Source organism: Xanthomonas sp. WHRI 1810A (assembly GCF_040202885.1).
Lineage (GTDB): Bacteria > Pseudomonadota > Gammaproteobacteria > Pseudomonadales > Pseudomonadaceae > Aquipseudomonas.
Map to the genome: position 1 here is coordinate 272,014 of NZ_JBEGED010000003.1, position 22,958 is coordinate 294,971.

General features: G+C 52.9%; 24 protein-coding genes. 13 read left to right on the plus strand and 11 right to left on the minus strand.

Features of this window, described 5'->3' with window-relative positions; genetic code table 11:
* Positions 1-653: 653 nt before the first annotated feature.
* The gene (locus tag ABQX22_RS07310; protein ID WP_349798000.1) at positions 654-1,253 is read left to right on the plus strand and encodes a tyrosine-type recombinase/integrase; all 600 of its coding nucleotides are present in this window, start codon (positions 654-656) and stop codon (positions 1,251-1,253) included.
* Here the strand turns inward: ABQX22_RS07310 and ABQX22_RS07315 are convergent.
* Positions 1,250-1,870, minus strand: a complete 621-nt coding sequence (locus ABQX22_RS07315) for a TetR/AcrR family transcriptional regulator (protein WP_065987510.1) — start codon at positions 1,868-1,870, stop codon at positions 1,250-1,252. The two genes, ABQX22_RS07310 and ABQX22_RS07315, sit on opposite strands and share 4 nt — an antisense overlap.
* Positions 1,871-2,536: 666 nt before the next feature.
* Here ABQX22_RS07315 and ABQX22_RS07320 point away from each other — a divergent pair.
* Positions 2,537-3,991, plus strand: a complete 1,455-nt coding sequence (locus tag ABQX22_RS07320) for a glycoside hydrolase family 1 protein (RefSeq protein WP_083233044.1) — start codon at positions 2,537-2,539, stop codon at positions 3,989-3,991.
* Positions 3,992-4,074: 83 nt separating this feature from the next.
* Positions 4,075-5,088, plus strand: a complete 1,014-nt coding sequence (locus tag ABQX22_RS07325; RefSeq protein ID WP_065987511.1) for a zinc-dependent alcohol dehydrogenase family protein — start codon at positions 4,075-4,077, stop codon at positions 5,086-5,088.
* Positions 5,089-5,149: 61 nt separating this feature from the next.
* Here the strand turns inward: ABQX22_RS07325 and ABQX22_RS07330 are convergent, their stop codons facing one another.
* A complete protein-coding gene (locus tag ABQX22_RS07330; protein WP_349798003.1) occupies positions 5,150-6,307 on the minus strand; it encodes an MFS transporter in 1,158 nt (385 codons plus the stop codon).
* A 193-nt stretch (positions 6,308-6,500) separates the two neighbouring features.
* Between ABQX22_RS07330 and ABQX22_RS07335 the strand changes: the two genes are divergently transcribed.
* The 3 genes from ABQX22_RS07335 to ABQX22_RS07345 all read left to right on the plus strand — a co-directional run bounded on the left by ABQX22_RS07335 (position 6,501) and on the right by ABQX22_RS07345 (position 10,392).
* Positions 6,501-7,253, plus strand: a complete 753-nt coding sequence (locus tag ABQX22_RS07335; protein WP_065986030.1) for an IclR family transcriptional regulator — start codon at positions 6,501-6,503, stop codon at positions 7,251-7,253.
* Between the two features lie 429 nt (positions 7,254-7,682).
* The gene (locus ABQX22_RS07340) at positions 7,683-9,662 is read left to right on the plus strand and encodes a CocE/NonD family hydrolase (protein ID WP_208600721.1); all 1,980 of its coding nucleotides are present in this window, start codon (positions 7,683-7,685) and stop codon (positions 9,660-9,662) included.
* A gap of 94 nt (positions 9,663-9,756) precedes the next feature.
* Positions 9,757-10,392: a TetR/AcrR family transcriptional regulator gene (locus ABQX22_RS07345; protein ID WP_279615245.1), complete on the plus strand. Its 636-nt coding sequence runs from the start codon at positions 9,757-9,759 to the stop codon at positions 10,390-10,392.
* Between the two features lie 224 nt (positions 10,393-10,616).
* Here the strand turns inward: ABQX22_RS07345 and ABQX22_RS07350 are convergent, their stop codons facing one another.
* Positions 10,617-10,814: a hypothetical protein gene (locus ABQX22_RS07350; protein ID WP_065986027.1), complete on the minus strand. Its 198-nt coding sequence runs from the start codon at positions 10,812-10,814 to the stop codon at positions 10,617-10,619.
* 82 nt (positions 10,815-10,896) lie between these two features.
* Between ABQX22_RS07350 and tnpA the strand changes: the two genes are divergently transcribed.
* The 3 genes from tnpA to tnpC all read left to right on the plus strand — a co-directional run bounded on the left by tnpA (position 10,897) and on the right by tnpC (position 13,149).
* Entirely contained in the window at positions 10,897-11,229 is a 333-nt protein-coding gene (gene tnpA / locus ABQX22_RS07355) for an IS66-like element accessory protein TnpA (RefSeq protein ID WP_197983943.1), read from the plus strand.
* A complete protein-coding gene (tnpB, locus tag ABQX22_RS07360) occupies positions 11,226-11,561 on the plus strand; it encodes an IS66 family insertion sequence element accessory protein TnpB (protein ID WP_192173336.1) in 336 nt (111 codons plus the stop codon). Before tnpA ends, tnpB begins: the two co-directional genes overlap by 4 nt.
* Positions 11,562-11,622: 61 nt before the next feature.
* On the plus strand, positions 11,623-13,149 hold the full coding sequence (gene tnpC / locus ABQX22_RS07365) for an IS66 family transposase (protein ID WP_349798008.1): 1,527 nt from the start codon (positions 11,623-11,625) through the stop codon (positions 13,147-13,149).
* Positions 13,150-13,251: 102 nt separating this feature from the next.
* On the opposite strand, the gene ABQX22_RS07370 is transcribed toward tnpC, so the two are convergent.
* The 8 genes from ABQX22_RS07370 to ABQX22_RS07405 form a co-directional block, all read right to left on the minus strand.
* Entirely contained in the window at positions 13,252-13,902 is a 651-nt protein-coding gene (locus tag ABQX22_RS07370) for a hypothetical protein (protein ID WP_065986026.1), read from the minus strand.
* Positions 13,903-13,948: 46 nt separating this feature from the next.
* Positions 13,949-14,227: a DUF4276 family protein gene (locus ABQX22_RS07375; protein ID WP_244160272.1), complete on the minus strand. Its 279-nt coding sequence runs from the start codon at positions 14,225-14,227 to the stop codon at positions 13,949-13,951.
* The gene (locus tag ABQX22_RS07380) at positions 14,224-14,514 is read right to left on the minus strand and encodes a hypothetical protein (protein ID WP_244160271.1); all 291 of its coding nucleotides are present in this window, start codon (positions 14,512-14,514) and stop codon (positions 14,224-14,226) included. The genes ABQX22_RS07375 and ABQX22_RS07380 overlap by 4 nt, the downstream gene beginning before the upstream one ends.
* On the minus strand, positions 14,508-14,837 hold the full coding sequence (locus tag ABQX22_RS07385; protein ID WP_244160270.1) for an AAA family ATPase: 330 nt from the start codon (positions 14,835-14,837) through the stop codon (positions 14,508-14,510). Before ABQX22_RS07385 ends, ABQX22_RS07380 begins: the two co-directional genes overlap by 7 nt.
* Entirely contained in the window at positions 14,720-15,619 is a 900-nt protein-coding gene (locus tag ABQX22_RS07390; protein ID WP_244160269.1) for an AAA family ATPase, read from the minus strand. The genes ABQX22_RS07385 and ABQX22_RS07390 overlap by 118 nt, the downstream gene beginning before the upstream one ends.
* A gap of 76 nt (positions 15,620-15,695) precedes the next feature.
* Positions 15,696-16,535, minus strand: coding sequence for an abortive infection family protein (locus ABQX22_RS07395; protein ID WP_065986025.1), 840 nt, complete (start codon positions 16,533-16,535; stop codon positions 15,696-15,698).
* Positions 16,536-16,640: 105 nt separating this feature from the next.
* Complete coding sequence (locus ABQX22_RS07400; protein WP_349798012.1) at positions 16,641-17,303, minus strand: site-specific integrase; 663 nt, start codon at positions 17,301-17,303, stop codon at positions 16,641-16,643.
* A 673-nt stretch (positions 17,304-17,976) separates the two neighbouring features.
* Positions 17,977-18,834, minus strand: coding sequence for a Na+/H+ antiporter NhaA (locus ABQX22_RS07405; protein WP_349798014.1), 858 nt, complete (start codon positions 18,832-18,834; stop codon positions 17,977-17,979).
* A 202-nt stretch (positions 18,835-19,036) separates the two neighbouring features.
* On the opposite strand from ABQX22_RS07405, the gene ABQX22_RS07410 reads away from it, so the two are divergent.
* The 4 genes from ABQX22_RS07410 (at position 19,037) to ABQX22_RS07425 (ending at position 22,919) form a co-directional block, all read left to right on the plus strand.
* On the plus strand, positions 19,037-20,242 hold the full coding sequence (locus ABQX22_RS07410) for an ATP-binding protein (RefSeq protein WP_349798016.1): 1,206 nt from the start codon (positions 19,037-19,039) through the stop codon (positions 20,240-20,242).
* 325 nt (positions 20,243-20,567) lie between these two features.
* Entirely contained in the window at positions 20,568-20,756 is a 189-nt protein-coding gene (locus ABQX22_RS07415; protein WP_065988268.1) for an AbrB family transcriptional regulator, read from the plus strand.
* Positions 20,757-21,038: 282 nt separating this feature from the next.
* Positions 21,039-22,022, plus strand: a complete 984-nt coding sequence (locus ABQX22_RS07420; protein WP_244160328.1) for a DUF3644 domain-containing protein — start codon at positions 21,039-21,041, stop codon at positions 22,020-22,022.
* Positions 22,023-22,151: 129 nt separating this feature from the next.
* Positions 22,152-22,919: a hypothetical protein gene (locus ABQX22_RS07425; protein WP_349798019.1), complete on the plus strand. Its 768-nt coding sequence runs from the start codon at positions 22,152-22,154 to the stop codon at positions 22,917-22,919.
* The last annotated feature ends 39 nt before the right edge of the window (positions 22,920-22,958 follow it).

The window sequence follows — 22,958 nt, forward strand, 5'->3', positions numbered from 1 at the left end:
ACAAGATCCGATTCGCACGCCTTCCCCCCAAGTAATATCCTGAGCACCTCATATAATACCTAGAACTACTATAGTTCGTAGAAAATGGTTATCATTTCACAACATGAATATGAACTAACTGAGGCGATCACACAGCAGGATATAAATAAAACTGGAGGAGCCACTGGTGGTTGCTGCTGACCGAAACCCTGCCAAGAGGGGCACGGAGATGAGCTTTCATGTGCTCGCCCAAACCTCAAATGATACCGAGCACGTCGGTATCACAGCGCTGCTTACCGCAATCAGAGCGTGAACGCAGCCGCTAGGCTTACCAGTTAGAAGCCGTCGGGCCGCTCACGCGGCCTAACGCTACAGACGCTATTCGACTCGCTATGCTAACTCGTGCTCAAGATCGCTAATTCAATAGAAAACGCTCGCGACTCATGCTTTTCTGGGTGTTAAACCCGTTGTCATTTAGCTTAGGCCAAAAGCGGCGCATCCTGATATCCATCTATACTAGAGTGAATTTGTATTGCTCGAGATCACTGGCAATAAAATAGGTTATCACCAATTATTACCGTTTATCCGATCTTCGTACGCTGAAAGCTTAGCGCGGTGTTTTTGTGACTGGGATGACCATTAGTGATCGTGACGGTGCCAACAGAGAGATAGATATGCAGGAACTGACGAAAACTGCCCAGAACGATCAGCGTAGGCTGACGGCGGTCGAATTTCAGGATTTGGCTCGGGTACCCGCTGCAGTCGAGTGGTTTGCCAACCTGGACAACCCTCGAACACGACGCGCCTACCAAAATGACCTGGAAGACTTCTGCGGTTTTGTCGGTTTGGCTTCGGCCGATGAGTTTCGTGTGGTGACCCGATCGCACGTTCTGGCCTGGCGTGCCCAGCTCGAGCATCGCGGCTTAGCGGGAGCGACGATCCGGCGCAAATTGGCCGCGCTGGCCAGCCTTTTTGATCACCTCCTGGAAAGCAATGCGATCGCAGGTGGCAGTCCCGTGCATGGGGTAAAACGTCCCAGGATAGAAAGCAACGAAGGCAAGACGCCGGCACTGGGCGATCACCAGGCGAAGGCGCTGCTCGAAGCGCCGGATGAAGCAACACTTAAAGGGCAGCGCGACCGGGCGATATTGGCTGTTCTTCTCTATCACGGGCTGCGCCGTGAAGAAGCGGCGCTGCTGCAGGTGAGCGACATCCAGGAACGCCGCAGATATCGATCAGCACACTTAAGTAACAACGCTTCAATGTTCGCCTAAAGTCTTTTCACTGCGCCACCCATGAACATCTCAATGGCTGACGCGGCCATGAGCTTGATTCGTGCCAGCGTCACCGGCTCTGGTGCAATCTGATACACCCGTTGTTCACATTCCACCGTTATGAGCGACAGCAGTTGCGATGCTCGCAATGACGCATTCTCCTCGAGCAAAATTCCGCGGCGCATTGCAGTGCTCAGCACTTCAGATAGAGCATCAACGCATTGCTGTGGCCCAGATTCATGAAAAATCTGGCCGACCTTGGAGCGCCCCGACTCGCCCACTACCATCCTATAGACCGCAAGGGCGGTAGTATCATTGGTAACTACCGTCAGGACGCCCTCGGCAAAGCGTAAAAGCAAGCATCGCAGACTTTGCACATCCTGACTGTCAGCATTCAACATCGACACCGCGCTAGACAAATGAGACATGGCATAGCACTCAACTACAGCGGCAAACAGTTCATCCTTGGAGGTGAAATAGCTGTATAGCGTCGTCTTGGAACCACCAGCTCTTCGTGCGACCTCGTTCATCGCGGCTCCCTCATAGCCCATTTCCAGAAATACGCTGGCAGCAGCATCGATGATCGCGTTGCGGCGTGATTCTGTTCTAGCCCTCATTCCTTATGACCTAAAAAAATCATTGACAACTCCAAAAAGCCGAGAATATTATAATTCATAAGTGTACCGTACGGTACGGTACGATTTATCTGAAGATGAAGCGGCACACATCACTTTAATAGTCCTTTTCCATCTGTTTACGAAGAGCCAATACAATTATGGAAGAAATAATATTTTGCCTGCAAGGAGTCGTATTTTTTTTCCTAGCCCTCACAAACTGGCCTTCTGGATACCCTGGAAGTCCATTCCAAATCGATTACTTTGAGGAAAATGGCGATCAATAATAAATGTTGTAGTATCGAGTGCAGAGTGCATCGAGCACGGCTCCCCCTAGAGCATGGTCTACACCATCGACTTCTGGATGCCGCTGCGCATTAGTGATCTTGTGCCTGAAGGGCGGTAATCTGCTCTATTCCTTAACCTGAAGAAACAGATACGCCTCTGATTCGACGGCCTGCGTGCCCTGCATGGCCTGGATAACGCCGCGATAAAATCATCCGGTTTGGCTGCTATAGAGGTCGCGCAAGGCAAAATGGTAGAACGCGGTAATTCTGGCGAGTGCTTGATCGAGCGATCCTGGCGCCAAGTCATCGTATGATGATTTAATGGGGGTTCCGCACTGATCGATTACATCAATAATGATGCCCAGACCCTAGGACGCCAATAATGATTCGTTTAGCAGCCTTAATTCCTCTTGCCTTTTCATTGACGTCAAACGTTTCGCAGGGCGCGGAGCCTTTTTGGTGGGGGGCTGCCTCAGCTGCTTATCAGGTGGAGGGAGCTACGCGAATGGATAATCGTGGCCCCTCCATCTGGGATGTTTACCTCGATGATCATAGCCTCGCTGGGCCGGGCGTCTCTGGTGCCACGGCAATCAATTTCTATGATCGCAGCCAGTACCTTGAAGATATCGCCATGATGAAGAAGCTCGGGTTAACGAGCTATCGCTTCTCGATTTCCTGGACTCGACTGATTCCTGACGGCTTGGGGCCAGTAAACCCGACAGCTGTCGCACACTATCGTCAATTCATTACCGATCTCAAGGCAGCGGGAATCAAACCGATGCTCACCCTCTACCACTGGGATATGCCTGCGAGCCTGTCGCGTGAAGGGGGATGGGCTAATCGCAAATCCGTGGATTGGTTCAAGAAATACGCAGACGTGGTATTTGCGAATTTCCACGACCAGGTTGACCTGTTCGTCCTGGTCAACGAGCCATCCGTTGAGCGCGCCACTCAAGAAATGGCTGAAGAACGGCTGGCCGGTAAGCCAGGGACGCTAGCGATCATTCCTGATGCGGCTCACCTAGAAAAAGCACTTAAGGTCTTCAACCACATCCTGCTTGCATCCGCTGCCGCCAAAGAAAGCTTTGCGGCGAGCGGGTATCAAGGTCGACTGGGTCTAGCGGTGCCGCTATTCCCCATGCTGACAGGTGATGGAGCGTCTGTTGAGGATAAGCGCGATGCTAAGCTCGCTGATGGGGTGTTGAATCGCTGGTTCCTTGATGCAATGTACAAAGGCCATTATCCAAAGGACGTTCTTGATCTTGCCAGCAGTAGAGGCCTCGCTATCGATGTGCAGCCGGGAGATGCGGAGCGGATCGGTGCGGCGAAATTTGACTATTTAGGCGTTAATTTCTACTCGCCGCTGTACGTTCGGCATACGGCAGGTGTCAGTGAATACAATCCCCAAATGTGGATTCCGGCCGGAGTTCGAGCAGCTTTCAATGGGGCAGTAAGACCAGACCAGTTTCGCCTTCTGCTCGATCGGATCCGCTCCGATTACGGTAACCCAACCGTATTCATCACTGAAAACGGTGCCGGCTTCCCCGACGAGGACACGCTGGTTAATGGCTCAGTGCATGATGTCAACCGATGCCGATATCTGGTTACCCACATTGACGCTATGAAGCAGGCGATTGAGGCAGGGTCAGATGTACAGGGCTACCACGTCTGGTCTAGCCACGATAACCTCGAATGGCTCAGCGGCTACGGCAGCCGGTTCGGGATGATTTACGTCGATTTCGACACACAGAAAAGAACTCCGAAAGATAGTGCGCTGCTCTATTCAAGGATTATCAAAGGGGAACAGGTTTCTGAAGCCGATTGCTCAAAGCCTTGATGGAGGGGCTTGTCGCTCGACATTCAACAGCATCTAAAATGGGGAATCGCCCCCCTGACATCATTGATTTTAGGAGAAGCACCATGCCGACTTTCCGACTGGGTAAGATCCCCGGTATCGAACACATCGTTTCGGATAACGAATCCGTCCAGAGTGAACCGTGTCCGGGAGAGATCACGGTACGGGTGTTGGCCACTTCGTTGAATCAGCATGATTACAATGTCGTGATGGGTCGATTGCCTAGTGAACCTGGCCGCGTCCTGCTTTCTGACGCATGCTGCATAGTGGAATCAGTAGGGGACGGTGTAACTCAATTCCAGGCAGGAGACCGCGTCATCAGTTGCTTCTTCCCATCTTGGAACTCAGGTCGACAAAAAGTACCTGGATTTTCTACCGTTCCAGGTGACGGCGTAGATGGTTTCGCTTGTTCTTTTGTGACCAAACCGGCCTCACATTTTGTTCATGCGCCCAGCAACCTTGATGCCTTCGGATGCGCAACGCTGACGACCGCGGCTCTTACGGCCTGGCGTGCGCTAGTGGTCGAGAATCAGGTCAAACCGGGGGACTCCGTGTTAACGCTGGGAACCGGCGGCGTATCGATATTCGCTGTGCAGTTCAGCAGGATGCTGGGCGCAACGGTTATCGGTACATCGTCAGCTGATTCTAAGCTTGAAAAGCTTCGTGCGCTGGGTGTCGGCGAGTGCGTGAACTATTCGCAGGATGAGAACTGGGGGCAGCGCGTCAGGGCTTTAAGTGGAGGGGTGGGAGTTGATCATGTCGTTGAGGTCGGCGGGCAGGGAACGTTGGCCCAGTCCATCGAAGCATCTCGTGTGGGCGGCTCTATCGCATTGATAGGCGTGCTTACAGGGATTGGTGGCTATGTTCCGTTGGCGGCGATGATGGGCAAGCAGATTCGCTTGCAGGGCATCACCGTAGCTTCCCGGCAAGATCTTGAAAACATGGTCAAGGCGATTGAGGCAAATCAACTGCAGCCAGTGATCGACACCGTATTTCCGCTTTCGGATTTACAAGGCGCTTTCAGACATATGGCGAGCGGCCAACATTTTGGGAAGATCGTGATAGACCATACGAAATAGACAATGGGTACTCGTTGAAAGTGGGCACCATCGGGTGCCTACTTTTTAGCCCTTAAGTCTCTTAACCCAAGTGGGCACGTTGCTGCTGGTGGCCGGCCAGTAGGAGTACTGCAATGACCAACCCCAGAGCCGCTGCACTGGAAAAAATGACCTCGGGATTACCAGGGATGAGATCCATACCGGCGGAAATAAACTGACCGAAGAAGATGGCCATCGACAGATAGGCAAGGTTTCGGCCGCGTAGCTGGCTGTGGCTTTGCTCAATCGTCATGTGGTTGACCAAGGGTACTGACAGTCCGAAACCCGCGCCGAGCGCGATCGCGCCCCCTAGATAAATCGACAATCCATCGCCTATAGCGAAGACGACATGGGCTACCGCGTAGCAAGCAAACGCTATGGCAATGGTGCGGTGTTCCCCAATCCTATTGACGAATCGGGGCATCATGGCGGCGGCGCCGACAGCGATCAACGATATAAATGACAGAAAATACCCGGTCTGGGCTTCATTGAGTCCGAGCTCACGCAGAGCGATTGGCAGCACGATAATGCCGGTAAAGAAGCACAGCATTGACATAACCGCAGCTGTGAACACTATCTTCAATGATTGGGGCACTGCCGCATCACGGCCGCCCTCATCGCCTCTCTCTTGCGGGCTGTGCTGTAGGCGCGGGACGAAGCAAAACAACATCGCGGCGAAAATCCAAGCGACCAGGTAGAGCACAAATGGCCAAGCCCATCCGATCGTTGCAAGCAAGCCGCCGATGAACAGGAATACAACCCCTCCCAATTCGATCGACATGCCCTGTCGGGCAATCATGGTTAGGCGTGCGGATCCGGTGTAGAGCGCGGAAATCAATCCTGTACCACTCGACATGATAACTGCGGTAGCAGCACCGAGACAGAGGCGGTCGGTGTATACAGCCCATGGGCCGTGTATTGCGGCCCCAGCCATCCCCAGCGCTCCATAGGCAATCAGCCCTGCCATCAAGGAGTTATACAGCCCAAATCGATCCACAAGCCTTCCTGCTATAGGCCCAAACAGTACTACGCCTAGCGCCGGGAGGGTCACGAGAAGGCCGACCCCGTGATCGATCCCGAGCTCTTCAGCAATTCTAGGAAGGCCAGGGACGATTACGCATCCCACCATAATTGTGAGGCATGCAATCGCAAGGAGTGTGAAGGCAGCTAAGGCTGACGGGGTGGAAGTGTGAGAAGTCATGCTTTACTCGTTCCGTATGGTGGATTATAAAACCACTGAGCGGAACATGCTCATCGCTCAAGCTTGAGCTGTCAAGCTTTAACCGCCGGATAACCTTATCGATAACGCGCTGCGGGCCGACCGTGGCATAGGGAGGTCATGGATGAAGGATGAGGTATGCTTTCGAGATGATTGCTTGGTAGGGAATTTATAGATGAGTCAAGAGAAAGAAGGGTCTGGGAAGCAAGTGATCGCCCGTGCCGCAGCGATCCTGACGGCTCTTGAAAAGTTTCCGTTCGGCGCGAGCCTCGGAGAGTTGAGCCAGGCCTGCGATCTACCTAAGACTACAGTTCATCGGATGGTCAGCTCGCTGGAAGCACAGCAACTGGTGAGCACTGATGGAAGCGGAGTGAGACTTGGGCCTGCCTTGGTGCGCTTGGCGGCGTCAGCGCACAAAGACGTAATCGGCATTGCTCGTCCTTACATCGAAGCGCTTGGGCGTAGCACCCGAGAAACGGTCGATTTATGCATCTACCGGGGTACCCATTCTGTTTTGGTTGACCAGTACGCGTCAGATCAGGAACTGCGGGTTGTTTCTGCAATAGGTACTGCGTTTCCGATTCACTGCACGGCCCACGGCAAAGCGTTGCTGGCCCAGCTAAGCGACGATGTCTTTGCGATGTTGTCGACAGGGTTTTCGTTAGAAAAACGCACTGAACAGACTCTTGTGAACATTGATGCACTGAGGGCTGACCTGGTAGTCGGTGCGAAGTCCGGATGCTTTATCGACAGGGAGGAGCATGCGCGTGGGGTGTGCGGCATAGGCCTGACACTGCGCACCGGATTCGTCGATCAGTATGCGTTGGCCTTGGCAGTACCGGCGCTCAGATTCAAAGACCATTTTGAAGAACTGAAAAATGCGCTTATTCAATGCAAATCTCAAATCGAAGCGGTGATAGGTGCTTAGCTCAGTCCTGCTCGTCCAACGCGACCAAGAGCCCTAACGCTTGCTTTAAAGGTTTGGCGCAACGCCTGTACCGCCCCTTACCAAGGGCGATACGGACATTGAGGCAGTCCCGATACGAAGTTTTTTTAGAAATTAAGCCATGTATCAACCAGCAAGGCGGCTTAAGGATCGAGGCGGCCAAGTTTGCACGTGCGCACTCCTCCACTGTCTGACTGCCCGTCATTACGGATTTCTGGGCGAACGAGATCGTTATAGGTTCCTGGCTATGCTCATCCCGTCCTACGCTGATTGCACTAGGGTGCCTTGGCGCTATGGAACAGGTTTGCACTCTCCTTTTTTCACGCCTTGAGCCGTACGGCGCCTCGTCAGGTGACCTTTGACAGGGTGTGAGAAAGCGTCCAGTATAAATCATCAATCGATGATTTATGGATGCATGAGTTGAAGGACAATATATTTTCTGACGCGCTGATAATGCCTCGCCGCACAGTTTTGGCAGGTGCAGTCAGCATCGCCTTCATGTCTGCTCTCGGCAATGTTGCTAGAGCCACCACCATTGGAGATGACGTCATGAAAAAAACGTTTCCCACCCGAATTTATGGCAACAAGAGTCTGCCAGTTCCTTACCGTAAAGCTATGCCTCCAGAGGCTCCCCGCGCCCGGTATATGGGGTTTTCCCCCGGCCAAGTCGTTCTGCCTGAGGGCTCAGTCCGACGTGCCGGTGCCAAGCCATTGCCGGTGGATATCGTTCTAGAGCGCGACGTCGCGGTGAAGATGCGCGACGGCGTGACGATGTATGTGGATGTGTTCCGTCCCGCAAAGAGTGGGAAGTACCCTGCGCTGATCTCGTGGAGCCCTTATGGAAAGCAGCTAGGAGGCCAATGGTTGGACGACATTCACGGCCGTGCTGGAGTGCCGCTGGAGTGGGTGTCGGAGCTACAGAAATTTGAAGGTGCCGATCCGGCTTTCTGGGTTGAGCAGGGATATGTAGTGTTGAACCCAGACCCCCGGGGTGCCTACAATTCTGAGGGTAATATCTCCTACTGGGGGCGTCAGCTTGCAGAGGACGGATATGACTTCATCGAATGGTGTGCCGAGCAGCCGTGGTGTTCGGGGAAGGTCGGCATGGCTGGCAATTCCTGGTTGGCCGTTTCGCAATGGTTCATCGCGGCGGAGAAACCTCCACATCTGGCCGCAATCGCTCCCTGGGAAGGTTTCAGTGATCATTTCCGTGAAACTGGAAACCGTGGTGGTATCCCAGCCCCCGCGTTTCCTGAAGCAATCATCCAGACCTTCGCTGGTAAGAACTACATTGAAGATCAACCCAGGATGATCATTGAGCAGCAGTTGATGAGCCCTTACTGGGAGGACAAGAAGGCACGGCTCGAACGAATTCAGGTGCCCACTTATGTTGTAGCCAGCTATACAAACGCTGCTCACACACATGGAAGCTTCGAAGGGTTCCGCAAGCTGGGTTCGAAAGATAAATGGCTGCGAGTCAACAACACCAATGAGTGGCTCGACTTCTATACGCCAAAGTATGAGCAGGAATTGCTGAAGTTCTTCGATCATTACCTCAAGGGTGAGGCCAATGGATGGCAGGACACCCCTAGAGTCCGCATTTGCGTCCTGGATCCGAGCGGCACCGATGTGGTTGACAGGGTGGAAGATGCCTGGCCTCCCACGCGCGTTGAAGCCAAAAGCCTCTACTTAAATGATTCAAATGGCTTGATTGAGGAAAAGCCTCCACATGAGGGTAAAACGACCTATCAGGTTGCGCCCAAAGGCAGCGTCCATTTCACCTATCGGTTCGATCAGGATGTAGAGCTTATCGGCTACATGAAGCTTCGTCTGTGGGTCGAGGCTGAGGGCGCAAACGACATGGAGCTGTCAGTCACGGTCGAGAAGCGCGATTCGGAAGGTAATCCATACAATCGCGAGCTCGGTGAAGGCATGGTGGGCCCAGTGGCGGCAACCGGCCTACTGCGCGTATCCCAACGAGAGCTTGATAGCGCTAACTCGACTCATTTCGAACCGTACCTGAAGCATGAGCGTGAGCAATTGCTGAAGCCTGGGGAGGTCGTCCCTGTCGAAATTGGGATCTGGCCAATGGCGATGCGGTACAAGCGGGGGGAGGAGCTATACCTGACCATCAGCGCTCACCAGCCAATGGACACCCGGTTCGATATGGGCTTCGGGGCGGTGCCCATTGAGGTAGCACAGGACAGTTTCACCTACGATCCTAAGCAGAAGGTCGCGGTGCGTTCCTATGGTGGAAAAGCTGACACCTCGCCGAAAGCTATTGGGGAACAGCGGGTTCCGACGCCCGTCTCATGCAATCAGGGTCGCCATGTCATCCACATGGGCGGCCAGTATGATAGCCACCTGTTGATCCCTTTGGTTACCATTTGATCGAGCCGTGGCCAGTTGAGCCTCAATTGGCCACGGCTTCAAAGACGTATCGCACTAGCTTCCTCCCATATTAGGAAATTCGTTGAACGAGACATTGCCAGTCAAACCGGCACGCGGTCGGCGCCGCAGCGGCGAGCCAAGCGGTAGAGAGGCACTGCTACGATCAGCGCTTCAGTCCTTTTCCAAGTACGGCTATGAAGGCGTTTCGCTAAGAGCCCTGGCGTCTGACGCAGGAGTTGACATGGCCCTCGTTGGCCGGATTTTTGGCTCCAAAGCGAATTTATGGAACGCGGTTGTCGAGCACCTTGCTGAAAGACAACTGCACCATCTGGAACAACTAAGGCTTTTGGCCGTTCAGGTGGATAGCCATCCTAGGGATGCAATCATCGGATTTATTCGTTTGTTTGCTGACATTTCATATGAAATGCCCGAGTTCCCAGCATTTCTCATTCAAGAAGCCAGCAACCCTGGAGACCGATTAACTAAGCTGAGCGTCGAGCTTGTCGGGCCCTTCAGCGTCTCTTCAAAACCGATCATTGCCAAGGCTCAAGCGGCAGGCGTGATTGTCGCCCCGAATGAACGCCTCTTCTTCGGGATGCTGACTTCCGCTGTGTCATTGCCAATGGTGGCACCCAGCGTGTTCTGTGGCAAAAAAAAACTGACTTTGAAGCTGAAAAAAGAAATCGCCGAGCAAGCCATCGCAATGTTTGTACAGGCGTTGCCTGCGTAGCCACTGCCAACGAAGCGCCGTTTTCGAGGATCTGGTGGCGGAGAGGGTAAATTATCGCCCTTGGGGGGGGGAACAGTGCGCAAATCCTCAGGCGCATCTATTTGACTTCTAGCCCAGCTCTCGAATTTTGCTCGGCTTTAAGAATGTGTTAGTGACGCTGATTGATATGCTGGAACTTGGAACCAGCAAACCTATGGCCTGCTGGCACTTGATTCATGGGAGTTTCAGGTTTTGAAGCGGGCTACCATCTGATTCAAGTTAACTGCCAACTGCGACAGTTCGTTACTGGCGATCAAGGTCTGCTGCGTGCCCTCGCTGCTCTGGAGTGAAAGATTGCGGATGCTTATCAATGCGCGATCCACTTCGCGAGCCACGTGGGCCTGCTCTTCAGAAGCTGTGGCGTAAGCGTCCGGCCAAGTCATCTACCCAGCCCCGCAAAGCCAAGACATGGTGTGCACTTAAATTTAAGTGGGCACCAGTTCTAGCCTTTTAAGCGGGTATTTCATGCAGCCAACACGCCGCTCCTACTCCAAGTCCTTCAAAGCCCAAGTCATTCAAGAGTGTGCCCAGCCCGGTGCTTCGATTGCCAGCGTCGCACTCAGCCATAACCTCAATGCAAATCTCGTCCACAAATGGATTCGGCTGCAAGCGCAGAAAAGCACAGCGCTGCAACCTGCCTTTATTCCGTTGCCCGTGTCGCTGGCTGGGGCGAAATCCCACCTGTCATCATCGAACATCTGCGTTGAAATACAGCACCCGCGAGGCACCGTCAAAGTGAACTGGCCCACTGAAAATGCTGCTGCCTGCGCGACCTTTCTTCGAGACCTTTTGCGATGATTCGCATCGACGCCATCTGGCTCGCCACCGAGCCGATGGACATGCGCGCCGGTACCGAGACGGCATTGGCCAAGGTGATCGCGGTGTTCGGTGCGGCGCAGCCGCACTGTGCTTATCTGTTCGCCAACCGCCGCGCCAATCGCATGAAAGTGCTGGTACATGACGGCTTCGGGATATGGTTGGCGGCGCGCCGGTTAAACCAAGGCAAGTTCCACTGGCCTTGCATTCGCCATGGTTCTGAAATGGAACTGGATCCCGAGCAACTTCAGGCATTGGTGCTGGGTCTGCCATGGCAGCGCGCAGGTTCTAGAGGCTCGATCACACTGCTTTAACGGCTGCCATTAGCCTATCGGTTTATCGCCGCGAAGCGCCTGCTCTGGCAAAATCCGGCGCATGACTTCTTCTCCCAATCTCGACCAAATGTCCCCCGACCAACTGCGTGCTTTGGCAGCGCAGTTGCTGTCGCAAGTCGACACGATGGGCAAGAAAATCACCCGTGATCAAACAGTCATCGAGAAACTGACCTTCGAGATCGCCCAGCTCAAGCGTTTGAAGTTTGCCAAACGCAGCGAGCACATGAATCCCGAGCAAGCCAGTTTGCTCGATGACCTGATCGATACCGATATCGCAGCGATTGAAGCAGAGCTTCAGGCCTTGCAAACAATGCCAGCGGCGACCGAGAAAAAGCAGAAGCCCAAGCGCACTGCATTACCGGCTGAGTTTCCACGCACGCTGATCCATCACGAACCTGACAACACTCACTGTTCATGTGGCTGTGCCCTCAAGCGCATCGGCGAGGACGTCAGCGAGAAGCTGGACTACACGCCAGGCGTATTTACCGTTGAACGCCATGTACGTGGCAAATGGGTTTGCGACGACGGCGAAACGCTGATCCAGGCTCCGGTTCCGGCACAGATTATTGATAAGGGCATCCCAACCGCCGGCCTGCTGGCCCACGTCATGATCGCCAAGTTTGCTGACCATCTGCCGCTTTATCGTCAGGAATCGATCTTTGGTCGAGCGGGCTTGGCGATTCCACGCTCAACCCTGGCTCAATGGGTGGGTGTGACTGGTGTTCAGTTGCAGCCGCTGGTCGATGCGCTGCGCGACGTGGTGTTCGGGCAGCAGGTTATTCATGCTGATGAAACTCCAGTACAGATGCTCATGCCAGGAACGAAGAAGACTCACCGTTCCTACGTGTGGGCCTACGCCACCAGCCAGTTTTCGGACGTGGCAGCGGTGGTTTATGACTTCAGCCCCAGCCGCGCCGGAGAGCATGCTCGCAACTTCCTGCAAGACTGGAGGGGCAAGCTGGTCTGCGATGATTTTGGCGGTTACAAAGCCAGCTTCGAACTTGGCGTGACCGAGATTGGCTGCATGGCCCATGCACGGCGCAAATTCTTCGAACTGCACGCTGCGAATAAAAGCACGCTTGCAGAGCAAGCCCTGCGTTATATCCAGTTGCTGTACGAAATCGAAAGTGAAGTCCGCGACCTGGAACCGGATTTACGGCGTCGAATACGGCAAGAAAAGGCCGTCCCTATAATGAACATGCTGCACGCCTGGATGAGCGCCCAGCGCGATCTTGTGCCCGAAGGCTCAGCCATCAGCAAAGCACTCGATTACAGCTTGAAACGCTGGGCAGCGCTGTCGCGCTACCTCGATGACGGGGCTGTACCCATAGACAACAACTGGGCGGAAAACCAGATACGACCATGGGCTCTTGGGCGTAAGAACTGGCTCTTTGCAGGATCGTTACGCAGCGGCAAACGAGCGGCAGCGATCATGAGTTTGATCCAGTCTGCGCGCCTGAATGGCCATGATCCGTATGCATATCTGAAGGATGTTCTTACGCGGCTGCCGACGCAGCGGGCGAGTGAAATCGATCAGTTGCTGCCGCATAAGTGGCGACCGATTTAATCACGCAAGGCGTGATGCCCGGACGCTTACTTTTTTTCCACATCGGCAACATTTTGGAAGCGATTTTTCCTACTCTGCTTGTGCCGTGACCTTATCTGACAATCAGTGGGCTATATCGCGGTTTAAATCATCAATCCCCAGCGATCTGCCAATGTCGTAGTCATGAGCGATTCTCAACGTCAGCGGTTTGCGGGGTTTTGGCGTCTCGAAAGTGGATATGACAGTCAATGCTTCGTGGTAAATGGCTGCATCGAACCATTCCTTACGCCCGCCAGCTCCATATGGTACTGCTGGTGGCTCTTTTCTCGCCCAATCAAACAGGCGCTTCAGGTAGCTTTCGGCCGCTAGAGCGCTCGCCTTGTCGTGAAAGGAAAAGCTAATGCTGCGGTCAAGGTCGAACTCGCATTCGAAGGCTAGGGCACGCTGTATCCAGTCACCTGAATAGCCGATTTTGATGCTCGAACTGGCTAAATGAAGAAGCATATACACCCGATAAAGCGGAACGTTTACTGGCGCATAGACTTGCGTTGGAACCTTTACACCGTATCGTTTGAGCAGGGTTGAAACGTAGATCCGCTCACCCGGATATTTTTCGGTGTACCTAGAAGCGCTCCTGGTAACCTTCTCAGCCCCAATTTTTCCAGCCAAGTAGAGCAGGCGGCGAGCGTCCATTTCGTTCCCAATATGGACCCCGTAATGGTCTGCGGGTAAGCCGGCTACAAACGGACACGACTCATTCATGACGGCTTTCATTCTGCGTTTCCTTTAACTGTCTTCCTACGTATCAGCTCAGTACTCATCACACCGTGCGGAAGTATTCGATCAGTTCTTGTGCGCTAGGGCAGGCGGGATGCGCAGAGGCATTTTCAATAGTAAAGCCCCAGTACTTAGTAACCTTTGTGGCAAATGCCACCTTGCTGCCAGGGCCGCGCTTACCGCGTTCCGCTGCGACCTGTTTGAGCCGCTCCCAAGGTTTATCTGGAGTAGCTTCAGGGTTAGACTCATGAAAGTCGTCCGTACCCAACCAAGCATTCATCGCCACGCTATCGGCCAGATACCAGGCCTCCAGTGCCTTCACGGCGATGAAGGCAAGTGGATACGCTGATGCGCCACCCGCTCACGCACCGTCGCTACCTGAGCCTCGTCCTCCAGATCAGTCAGCACGAAGATCCGCTCTGCACCGGCAGTATCCAGCGGGGCGATGAAGGCATTGATGTTCTGCGGTAACAGGTTGCCACCGCCCTTAGCATCGACCACTGGAGTGATCAGCTCGTAACCACAGGCGCGTAGCAGCTCCCTGAACATTGGCGATTCGACCACGATCCTTTCGCTGGCCCCTTCTACAATAAAGCCTGCCTTCACCATGGCAGCCCCCCGTCAAACAGATTGCTTAGCCAGGCGGTATCCAGCGGGATTTGCTTCTTGTCCACACAGGCACTGGTCGCTGTCTGCACCTGGGTTTTGCCGTCCGCCTTGCTGACGAAATACAACTCCGGCGTTTCCAGACTTCTGACGATCGACTCGCTGTGGGTGGTCAGAAAAATCGGATGATCGACCGAGGCGCTTTCCCTCATCGGTTGCACCAGCTCACCAATCGCCTTTGGGTGAATACCGCGCTCGGGCTCTTCGATGATTGTGATACCACTCTTGTGGGCGCGGCTGAGCACAGCAGTGAGAATGCACAGCACAAAGATGGTGCCGTCTGACACCAGCTTGGCCGGGAACGAGTTTTCGTGCTGGTTTCTTTAAAGGTAATTACCGTAGAACCATCAAGGCGCTGCTGCTCGGTGGAGACGTTCTCCATGCCAGGCACGATCAGCTCCAGCCACTCCAGCACTTGTTCGCTAAAGTCCGCATCTCTCTGCAGTACCGATAGCATGGACGCAACATTCTTACCGTGGGCGTCCAGCTCACTAGTATCGGTGGTCGAGCTGGATGGTTCCTTGGCCGCCAGCGGATCGAAACGGAACACTTTAATGTTAGCCAAAAAAACATACAGCGGGCTTTGCCCCAGCAGCATCAGTGCGGTCATATCCTTAGGGTAATCCGGCAGACTCTGCAAACCGTCCGCCTCGGTGAGTTGCAACTTGGTATCGTTGCCTCGACGGTCGATCACTAGGCGGCCATCGACCTTTAGCGTCTCAGCAATCTGCGGTGCCTTGTTCAAGGAATGGATACTGATGGTGTAGTCGTACAGACTCCCGGCCAGCTCCAGAACCATCGAGAAGCTGATCGTCGTGCGCTGCTCCTTGCGATACTTGAAGCAATGGATCTGTGAAAAACCGCCAAACTGCGTACGGGCCTGTAGCGCGCCGAATTTGACCACCGCACCGAGAAAAGCCAGTGCATCGACGATGTTGCTCTTCCCAGAGCCGTTGGCCCCAGCGAACACCAGCAGTGGCGATACGTCCTGCAGCACCAAATTGGCCACGCTCTTGTAGCCCTTGATATGCAATTTGCGGATATTCATTAGGTTTCCTATGGTGCATCTGGATCAATGGCGACCCACGCTTTCGCGCCGTTGTAGTCATCGCCGCCTATTACAATCATCCCTCCACCTTTGCGGCTCGCTCGTCCCAAGTTTCAAGAACGAAAGCGGCAATGGTGTGTGCTGCATGCACTGCTAACCGAGCGTGTCTAGGTTTTAATCTGTAAGGTCGCTTCACCGGACCATGTGCTGAGCTTCCATGCGTGCGCAGCGCACCGATCCCATTCACTGTGGCCATGATTCCACTAATAATCTCCTGAAGATCGCGCTCCTCTATGATCGATGCATCTAGTCCAAGATCTGCTTTAACGACCTTCCACACTGCTTGAAGGTCCTGCTTGGCTGGCATTGAGAGGTGTGAGTGTTCCTCAATATAAATTTTGAAAATCGTTTCTAATATGTTGCACGCCGCTGATACTGCTTCTCTTGGGCTTGCCACGACATTTTTCAGAGCCCGATCGAATTCAAAATCAATCACTTCTAGGTTCCGAGCCTTAACTAGCTCTGCCAGAGATTTTGTAGCAATACCTTGTCCATGGCTAAGAATTCCGCCAGAGCTATATGAGAAACCAGCTCTGGCCAGCGCGTCCTTGATTTTTTTCACCCTCAACTTATGCGCCTCAACGGCAGCTTCGGGTTGCCAAAAGGAGGCACTGGGTTCCGGGGCATCCAGATATTTTTCGACAATTCGCCCAATAATCGAAAGCGCGCGGTCGCCACTCTCCTTGTTTACTCGTCTCAACCAGTCAAGCGCCTTTACCGGCTTGCTTCCCTCGGGAGGATCGCCAGGTGCTTCTGCGTACATAAATAAGCTATCTAAGCTTGCGTGAGTTTCGGCCTCTGCTACCGCGTCAGCGACCGCAGCGAGTACGAAGGCGGGTACCGGAAACTTATTCATAATCAGAGAACTCGGCCATACAGTGGGTGATCGATTTCTTGCCGCTCCACCTCCAGCGCAGGTACTCGGCTTTGAAATCCTCCGGGGTCAATCTTTGAACCAACATCAAATAATTCTCCGCACTATGTCGCCCAGACGGGCTGGATCACCTGCGCATAGCTTCTTGACCGCTTCCAAACTCTCGATGCCCAATATCTCGCTGATGTGCCGTAAGTCGATGCCGCTGCGTTTCAACTTGACCGCAAGTGTGCGGCGTCCAGACTGTGCGCTGGCCCCCTCGATCCCGGCCATGCTGAACAGGCGTGTATAGAGTCGGCTGAGCTGGTTCGCGCTGTAGTACGTTTTACCGTCACGCTTCTGAGCGCTGATCTTCAACCCCTCGCCAGTGCGACCGGACACGAACAACGGCGAGTCAGGATCAAGTCCACGAAAGGCCATCACTCTGGTTGAAACGCCGTGACCACGCGCGAGGCGTTCGGCAAGGTGCGCGTCTATGGCATTAGTCAACTTCTTGCTGGTCCAGCACAACGGCCTGGAGCGATGGTTGTAGGCGATTTCTGCACGCACCAGGGAGTCGATCAGCACAGTGCCGGATTCTGTCAGGTAGTCGCTCACGCGAAGGCGGCAGATCTCTGTCACGGTCATGCCGGTGCCAAAGCATGTAAGCAGTAGCGCCGCATCACGACCGCCATTCTCCGGGCTGCTCACTTTGGCGACCCGTACAGCGTGTTCTAACTGCTCATCTTCGATAACGATCGCCTTGGGCATACTTCACTCTAAATGCTTATTTGCCATCAATCCTGACATAGTACGTCAACAAATAGGCCGGGGATAGCCCGGCCTGCTCGATGTATCTGGTGTACACGGAAATTTGGGATCCCCGTCCTTCTGCAGCTGCTTTCTCGTGAGTCAGTTGTGGCCTTCCACAGAAGGCCCCCAGACTTCACGCAAAGTCCGGAGGCCTATTTAACGGATATGCCGCTACGCGCAGTGAAGACGCAGCAAGATGCCGAAGGGCTGAGCGCGGCTTGAGTCGATAGCCGTCGGCAGTGGATGACCGCTTTCGACCCAAAGCAGCCGTTATCAGGGCAATGGAAATCTGAAGAGTCACGCGTGTCAAGACCTAGGCCACTGCCAAGCCTCTGGGGTCAGCCCGTCGGATGCACATGGGCAGGGGCAAGACCCACCAGATCGATGTGTGCAGCGTTCGCGTCGGCCACGATCAGGTTCTCGGCGGTGAAAGTCTTCTCGACGTTCTTGTCGATACTGATCTCGAACCGGTGGCTATGTCGTTTAACACGCTGGTTGGGCAGTTCAAGCTTTAGAACCGAGGAAAAAATTCAGCCAAACAGTTGTAGGTGCCAGCCTTCTTTCCCAGCCTTGCCTGAATAGAGCAGTGGACGGCACGCAACAAAGCGTACGGACGTTCCACTTCGCTATCTCAGCTGTGGGGAGTGAGCTTGTGACAAAGCTCCCGCAGCTGATCAAGGCCGTACGGCTTTTGTAGCCAATACACGTGATCACCGTCCAAGCTATCAGCAGCGGCATGGAACCCGGATGCCACAACCACAGGCATCAGTGGTAGCAGCGCGTGTACGTTGAGGGCTAGCTGAATCCCATCGATCGTCCCTGGCATTCTGAGGTTGGTAATCAGCAAATCGGCGTTAAAGCCGTAGCTCTGAATGTGATTCCAGGCTGAATCAGCTTCGCAAAACGCCTGGACCTCATGCCCGTCCATTTCCAAGACATCGGTCATGATCGTCTGGCTCTTGCAATCATCGACGACATCGCTGCAATCCTCATCATCGGGCAGAGCAAGAACTCCCACGGCGAACGCGATATCGGTTGCGGTCGGAACTGCCCAACCGTGTGCAGACGCCGTGCCCATGTTGTAAGCAAGGTAGATTCCTGCAGGGACTAGCACACCACCCAGTGCCGCACCTAACGGGAGCGTTGCCAGCTTTGCGTTCGACAGAGCGCCGTCCTGGATCTCTTGACGAATCTCCATTCCGACCACGAGAAAGAAGATGGTCATTAAGCCGTCATTGACCAAGAAGTGCAGCGACTGACCCACGCTAAAGGATCCGATGGTGATGGCGACTGGGGTGTGCCAGAAGGTTTCATAGGAAAGGCTGGGCGAGCTGTTGGCCCAGAGCAGTGCAGCGATAGCGGCGAGTACAAGAACGACGCCACTGAGGGCTTCGATATGACTGAATCGCTCGACCGCAGCCAATGCTCGGCTGGTGAGGATTTGCGGCCGGGGGATAACAGTCGATGCGGGCGTATTTGGCGCAGGCACGGGTATTCCTCACCGGCGGCCCGACCGATATTGGAATTTAACCTGCGGATCAGCACATCGCTTTACGCACCCAGGTGGATTGTACGCACGGGCTAATGGCTATCGCAAAGTTTAGAGAATTCCTGCTTCCTGATTCCTGCAGGAAATTGAGACAATGCAGGTCGGCCATCCGGCTGCATGCTTCTCAACGCACAGGTACACCATGGCGCTTAATTCTGATCGCCGGATTACACAAGGTCCTTGGAACGCCCGTTACAGCCAGGATCTGATTGAACACCTTCCCGTCGGGCTCTATATCTGCGATCGAAATGCCGTCGTTGTTGCTTACAACCTCAAAGCAGCAGAGATCTGGGGAGAGACCCCAGTCAAGGGTGATCCCGAGGTGAAGTTCTGCGGCGCTCACAGACTTTATGCAGGTGACGGCACCTACCTGCCCCATGACCAGACGCCAATGGTGCAGGTTCTGGCCACAGGTGAGCCCGCACTGAATGTCGATGTGATCGTTGAGCGGCGTGACGGTAGCCGTCGCAACGTTATTGCAAACGTCACGCCTCTTTTTGACGAAGGTGGACACCAGATCGGCTTCGTTAATTGCGTGCAGGACGTCACTTTCCTTAGGCAGCGTGAGGCAGAGAGGGTCCAGATGATCAGCGATCGGTTTCAGGCTCAGAAGATGGAAATCGTAGGCCAGCTCACCACGGGCATCGCGCATGACTTCAACAACATGCTGACGGCCGTAACGGGCTCGGCAAGTCTCGCTGAGCATTACCTTAAAAACGATAAGCCCGACCATGCAAAGAAGCATCTGGCCAATGCACTGCGCGCGTCCCAGACCGCGAGTGCGATGACAGCCCGGCTTATGGCTTTTTCCAGACGGCACAAGCTGGGTTCAGAAGTGATCAATGTGAATCCGTTAATCACTTCGCTAATTGAGCTTGGTCGTGGAAGCTTGGGATCAAAGGTCTTATATGAGACTGATTTGGCGTCCAACCTTTGGCTGACGAAGGTCGATCCACACCAACTGGAAAGCGCCGTGTTCAATCTGATGGTCAACGCCCGGGATGCGATGCCAGCAGGGGGCACCATTTCGATTCGCACCTCCAATGTAGATGTCAGTGAACAGATGGCTGCCAAGGGCTCCCTACTGGTAACCGGTCAATCGTGTGTGCGAATTCAGGTGTCTGACACGGGCACCGGAATGCCTGTGGCGCTTATCGAGCGGATCTTCGAACCCTTCTTTACAACCAAAGAAGAGGGAAAAGGCACAGGTCTCGGCCTGACGATGGTCTACGGGTATGTCATCCAGGCGGGAGGATGCCTTACGGTTGAGAGCCAGGAAGGCCACGGCACAACTTTTTCGCTGTTCATGCCGAGAGACGTTCTTCCAGAGGTCGACGCGGTCATCTGAGACAGAGCAGGTTTGCCCGCAATCAATCAGGCTAGCTGGCTAGGCTGGCCTTTACTTGCCAGTGTAAGAAATACGTTATCACCAATAATTGGCCTACCAAGGCATGAGACAGGTTTTGCAGATCTCGGAAGGAGATGCATAAACAAGGTTCATTATTTACCCGTAGAAAATGAGCACTGTTTGGCTGCGGTTTTGATCCAGAGCCTCGGGGGGGTGAACCGTTCCTCCGTGCGGAACGGCAGCTATCGGCCATTAGGTGCCAGTCGCAAATCCTGCGCGTAGGATATCGTCTGAGCACCTCAACCGAGAATGGAGCGAGCGTCCGATGAGTGAGGCAATTCAAACAACGGTGGTTTGCCAGGATCTAGGGGATGGCAGCGGTGACGTCATCATCGATCTCCATCCGGACGTCCTCAAAGCACTGAACATCGGTCTCGGTGACTCGTTGAGGATTGAGTTGGCCGATGGATCGCTGGTCCTAAAGCCAATCCGAGAAGTTCATGCGAAGTCATGAGGCTGGTTTCGGCCAGAAGCGGACGCTCCCGGGGAGAAGTTTTGTTGCTACCACGACAGCAACGTTTGAAAGCTATTCAGAGGCAAGTATTCCGCTTTTACACCCACGTTGGGCATAGTGTCAGAGCGGGATGAGAGCAAAATGCAGTTAATCGCTTGCCCAGACTGGATTTCCGACCATCTGTCGCTATTGTTTAAAGGAAGAGTAGGACCATTCCGAGCCCGCACGATGGCCATTCTTAGTAAGCGCGCATAAATATCGTTAACTGCAAGGATGATCAGAATGGCGGCGGAGAAGAGAGTACGATCGGTTGGCTCTGTAGCTGACGAGCTTATCAAGAAATCCAGGGAGGCGGCCCTCGCCTCTGTGCAGATATTCAATAACCCTGCGCTCACCTTCAAGTCGGAAATATTTATTGTTTTGATGATGATATCTTGGACTTATCTCCTGCACGCATTTTATCGAAAAAATGGAGTTGAATATCGATACTTCAAGATAGAAGGTGCGCGAAAGCGATTTCACAAAACTGCTAAAGGTGCTGTAAAGCATTGGGAACTCGAGAAATGTTTGAATCAACCTGAATCGCCGGTAGCCTTGAGCGCCGCTAACAATCTTCGATTTCTGATCGGTTTGAGGCATGAAATCGAACACCAAATGACAACGAAGATTGATCAGTTCTTAAGCGCTAGATTTCAGGCCTGCTGCCTAAATTATAACGAACTCATAAAATCTTTATTTGGCGCCAGCCTTGGCATAGATAAACATTTATCTTTTAGCCTTCAGTTCTCTTCTTTGAACAAGGATCAAGTTGACAGGTTATCCCAAGCAGACGGCCTCCCTGAAAATATTCGAGCCTATATAACTTCATTTGACCTGGCTTTAACCGATGAAGAATTCAATGATCCAAAATTTTCTTACCGTGTTTTCTTTGTTCCTAAAACCGCAAATCATAAAGGCCAGGCGGATCAGGTGATTGAATTTATCAAGCCAGGATCTGAAATGGCTCAAGGAATGAATACCAAGTATATTCAAATAAAAGAGACCGAGCGCCCTAAATATCTGCCTTCAAAAATTGTCGAAAAAGTTAAGAGCGCTGGCTATCCAAAATTCAATATGATGCATCATACTCAGATGTGGCAAACCAACGAGGCAAAAAAACAAGGCAAAGGTTTTGGTGTTACCGTCATGAATACATGGTACTGGTATGAGACATGGCTGGAAAAAGTGCTAGCCGAGTGTGAAATCCGAAAAGTTGAATTCCTATAAGTATACGCTGCTGTCTTCGATTAGTAGCAGTTGTTCGAATATCGTCTAGGGCTCATCTTCCGTGAAATTATCTAGATATTGGAGTAAAAATTGTTAAAGCTTCATACTCAGTTGATTTGCGTTCATCACATGAACAATGCAGACGATCTTTCTGAAATTGTGCCAGCACCTGACAGACGTGCAAATAAACCAATTGGCATTCACGAGACATCCACGAACAAAACAGCTTTTTTTCAAAAAATAATCAAACCAAAAATTGGTTCAAATACAATAACATTGGCGCTCCCCAATGAGATTACTTTAGCCATAAGCGTCGCAACCAAGGCTTTGCAGCAAGCCCAAAAAATCAAAGTGGATGTCGATCGGCTATCGGAATTCACCGATTCTATATATGACCGCAATGTAAGCCTCGCCTATGATTATCTTGAGAGTATTCAAGTGGCGACGATATTTGCATACAAGGCAGTGGAGTCGTTTTGCAATGCGGTAATTCCTGATACATACACATACAAAAAAACCACGAGCAGATCTACTGAGCATTATAGTAAAGAGCAGATAGAACGATGGATATCAACTTCTGAAAAGGTGGCGTCCATATTGCCACCAATACTGAAGTGTTCGCCACCTCAATCAGAAAATTTCTGGTCTGACTTCAAGAGTCTTGAGCGCTTAAGAAACGAAATTATACACAGCAAGTCAAGTAATACGGATGCAATACAGGAAGAGCTATTCGCGGAGCACGTATACCGATATATACAGTCCGCCATGGCTTTACTCGAACACTTCATCTCTATAGACCCATCTAATCCAATTTTTCCATTAGGTTTTGGGATGTCCATGGTGCGAGTTTTGAACGTAGAAAAGGCGGAAGATATATTGGGTAAAATCGAGGGATGAACCACCCATGGTTTCGTGGCCATTCCCGACTGACTGCTT

Excerpts from the sequence above, each read along its gene's own strand:
- ABQX22_RS07310 (WP_349798000.1), top strand. The coding sequence starts at position 654 with ATGCAGGAACTGACGAAAACTGCCCAGAACGATCAGCGTAGGCTGACG.
- ABQX22_RS07315 (WP_065987510.1), bottom strand. The coding sequence starts at position 1,870 with ATGAGGGCTAGAACAGAATCACGCCGCAACGCGATCATCGATGCTGCT.
- ABQX22_RS07320 (WP_083233044.1), top strand. The coding sequence starts at position 2,537 with ATGATTCGTTTAGCAGCCTTAATTCCTCTTGCCTTTTCATTGACGTCA.
- ABQX22_RS07325 (WP_065987511.1), top strand. The coding sequence starts at position 4,075 with ATGCCGACTTTCCGACTGGGTAAGATCCCCGGTATCGAACACATCGTT.
- ABQX22_RS07330 (WP_349798003.1), bottom strand. The coding sequence starts at position 6,307 with ATGACTTCTCACACTTCCACCCCGTCAGCCTTAGCTGCCTTCACACTC.
- ABQX22_RS07335 (WP_065986030.1), top strand. The coding sequence starts at position 6,501 with ATGAGTCAAGAGAAAGAAGGGTCTGGGAAGCAAGTGATCGCCCGTGCC.
- ABQX22_RS07340 (WP_208600721.1), top strand. The coding sequence starts at position 7,683 with ATGCATGAGTTGAAGGACAATATATTTTCTGACGCGCTGATAATGCCT.
- ABQX22_RS07350 (WP_065986027.1), bottom strand. The coding sequence starts at position 10,814 with ATGACTTGGCCGGACGCTTACGCCACAGCTTCTGAAGAGCAGGCCCAC.
- tnpA (WP_197983943.1), top strand. The coding sequence starts at position 10,897 with ATGCAGCCAACACGCCGCTCCTACTCCAAGTCCTTCAAAGCCCAAGTC.
- tnpB (WP_192173336.1), top strand. The coding sequence starts at position 11,226 with ATGATTCGCATCGACGCCATCTGGCTCGCCACCGAGCCGATGGACATG.
- tnpC (WP_349798008.1), top strand. The coding sequence starts at position 11,623 with ATGACTTCTTCTCCCAATCTCGACCAAATGTCCCCCGACCAACTGCGT.
- ABQX22_RS07370 (WP_065986026.1), bottom strand. The coding sequence starts at position 13,902 with ATGAAAGCCGTCATGAATGAGTCGTGTCCGTTTGTAGCCGGCTTACCC.
- ABQX22_RS07380 (WP_244160271.1), bottom strand. The coding sequence starts at position 14,514 with ATGGTGAAGGCAGGCTTTATTGTAGAAGGGGCCAGCGAAAGGATCGTG.
- ABQX22_RS07390 (WP_244160269.1), bottom strand. The coding sequence starts at position 15,619 with ATGAATATCCGCAAATTGCATATCAAGGGCTACAAGAGCGTGGCCAAT.
- ABQX22_RS07395 (WP_065986025.1), bottom strand. The coding sequence starts at position 16,535 with ATGAATAAGTTTCCGGTACCCGCCTTCGTACTCGCTGCGGTCGCTGAC.
- ABQX22_RS07400 (WP_349798012.1), bottom strand. The coding sequence starts at position 17,303 with ATGCCCAAGGCGATCGTTATCGAAGATGAGCAGTTAGAACACGCTGTA.
- ABQX22_RS07410 (WP_349798016.1), top strand. The coding sequence starts at position 19,037 with ATGGCGCTTAATTCTGATCGCCGGATTACACAAGGTCCTTGGAACGCC.
- ABQX22_RS07415 (WP_065988268.1), top strand. The coding sequence starts at position 20,568 with ATGAGTGAGGCAATTCAAACAACGGTGGTTTGCCAGGATCTAGGGGAT.
- ABQX22_RS07420 (WP_244160328.1), top strand. The coding sequence starts at position 21,039 with ATGGCGGCGGAGAAGAGAGTACGATCGGTTGGCTCTGTAGCTGACGAG.
- ABQX22_RS07425 (WP_349798019.1), top strand. The coding sequence starts at position 22,152 with ATGAACAATGCAGACGATCTTTCTGAAATTGTGCCAGCACCTGACAGA.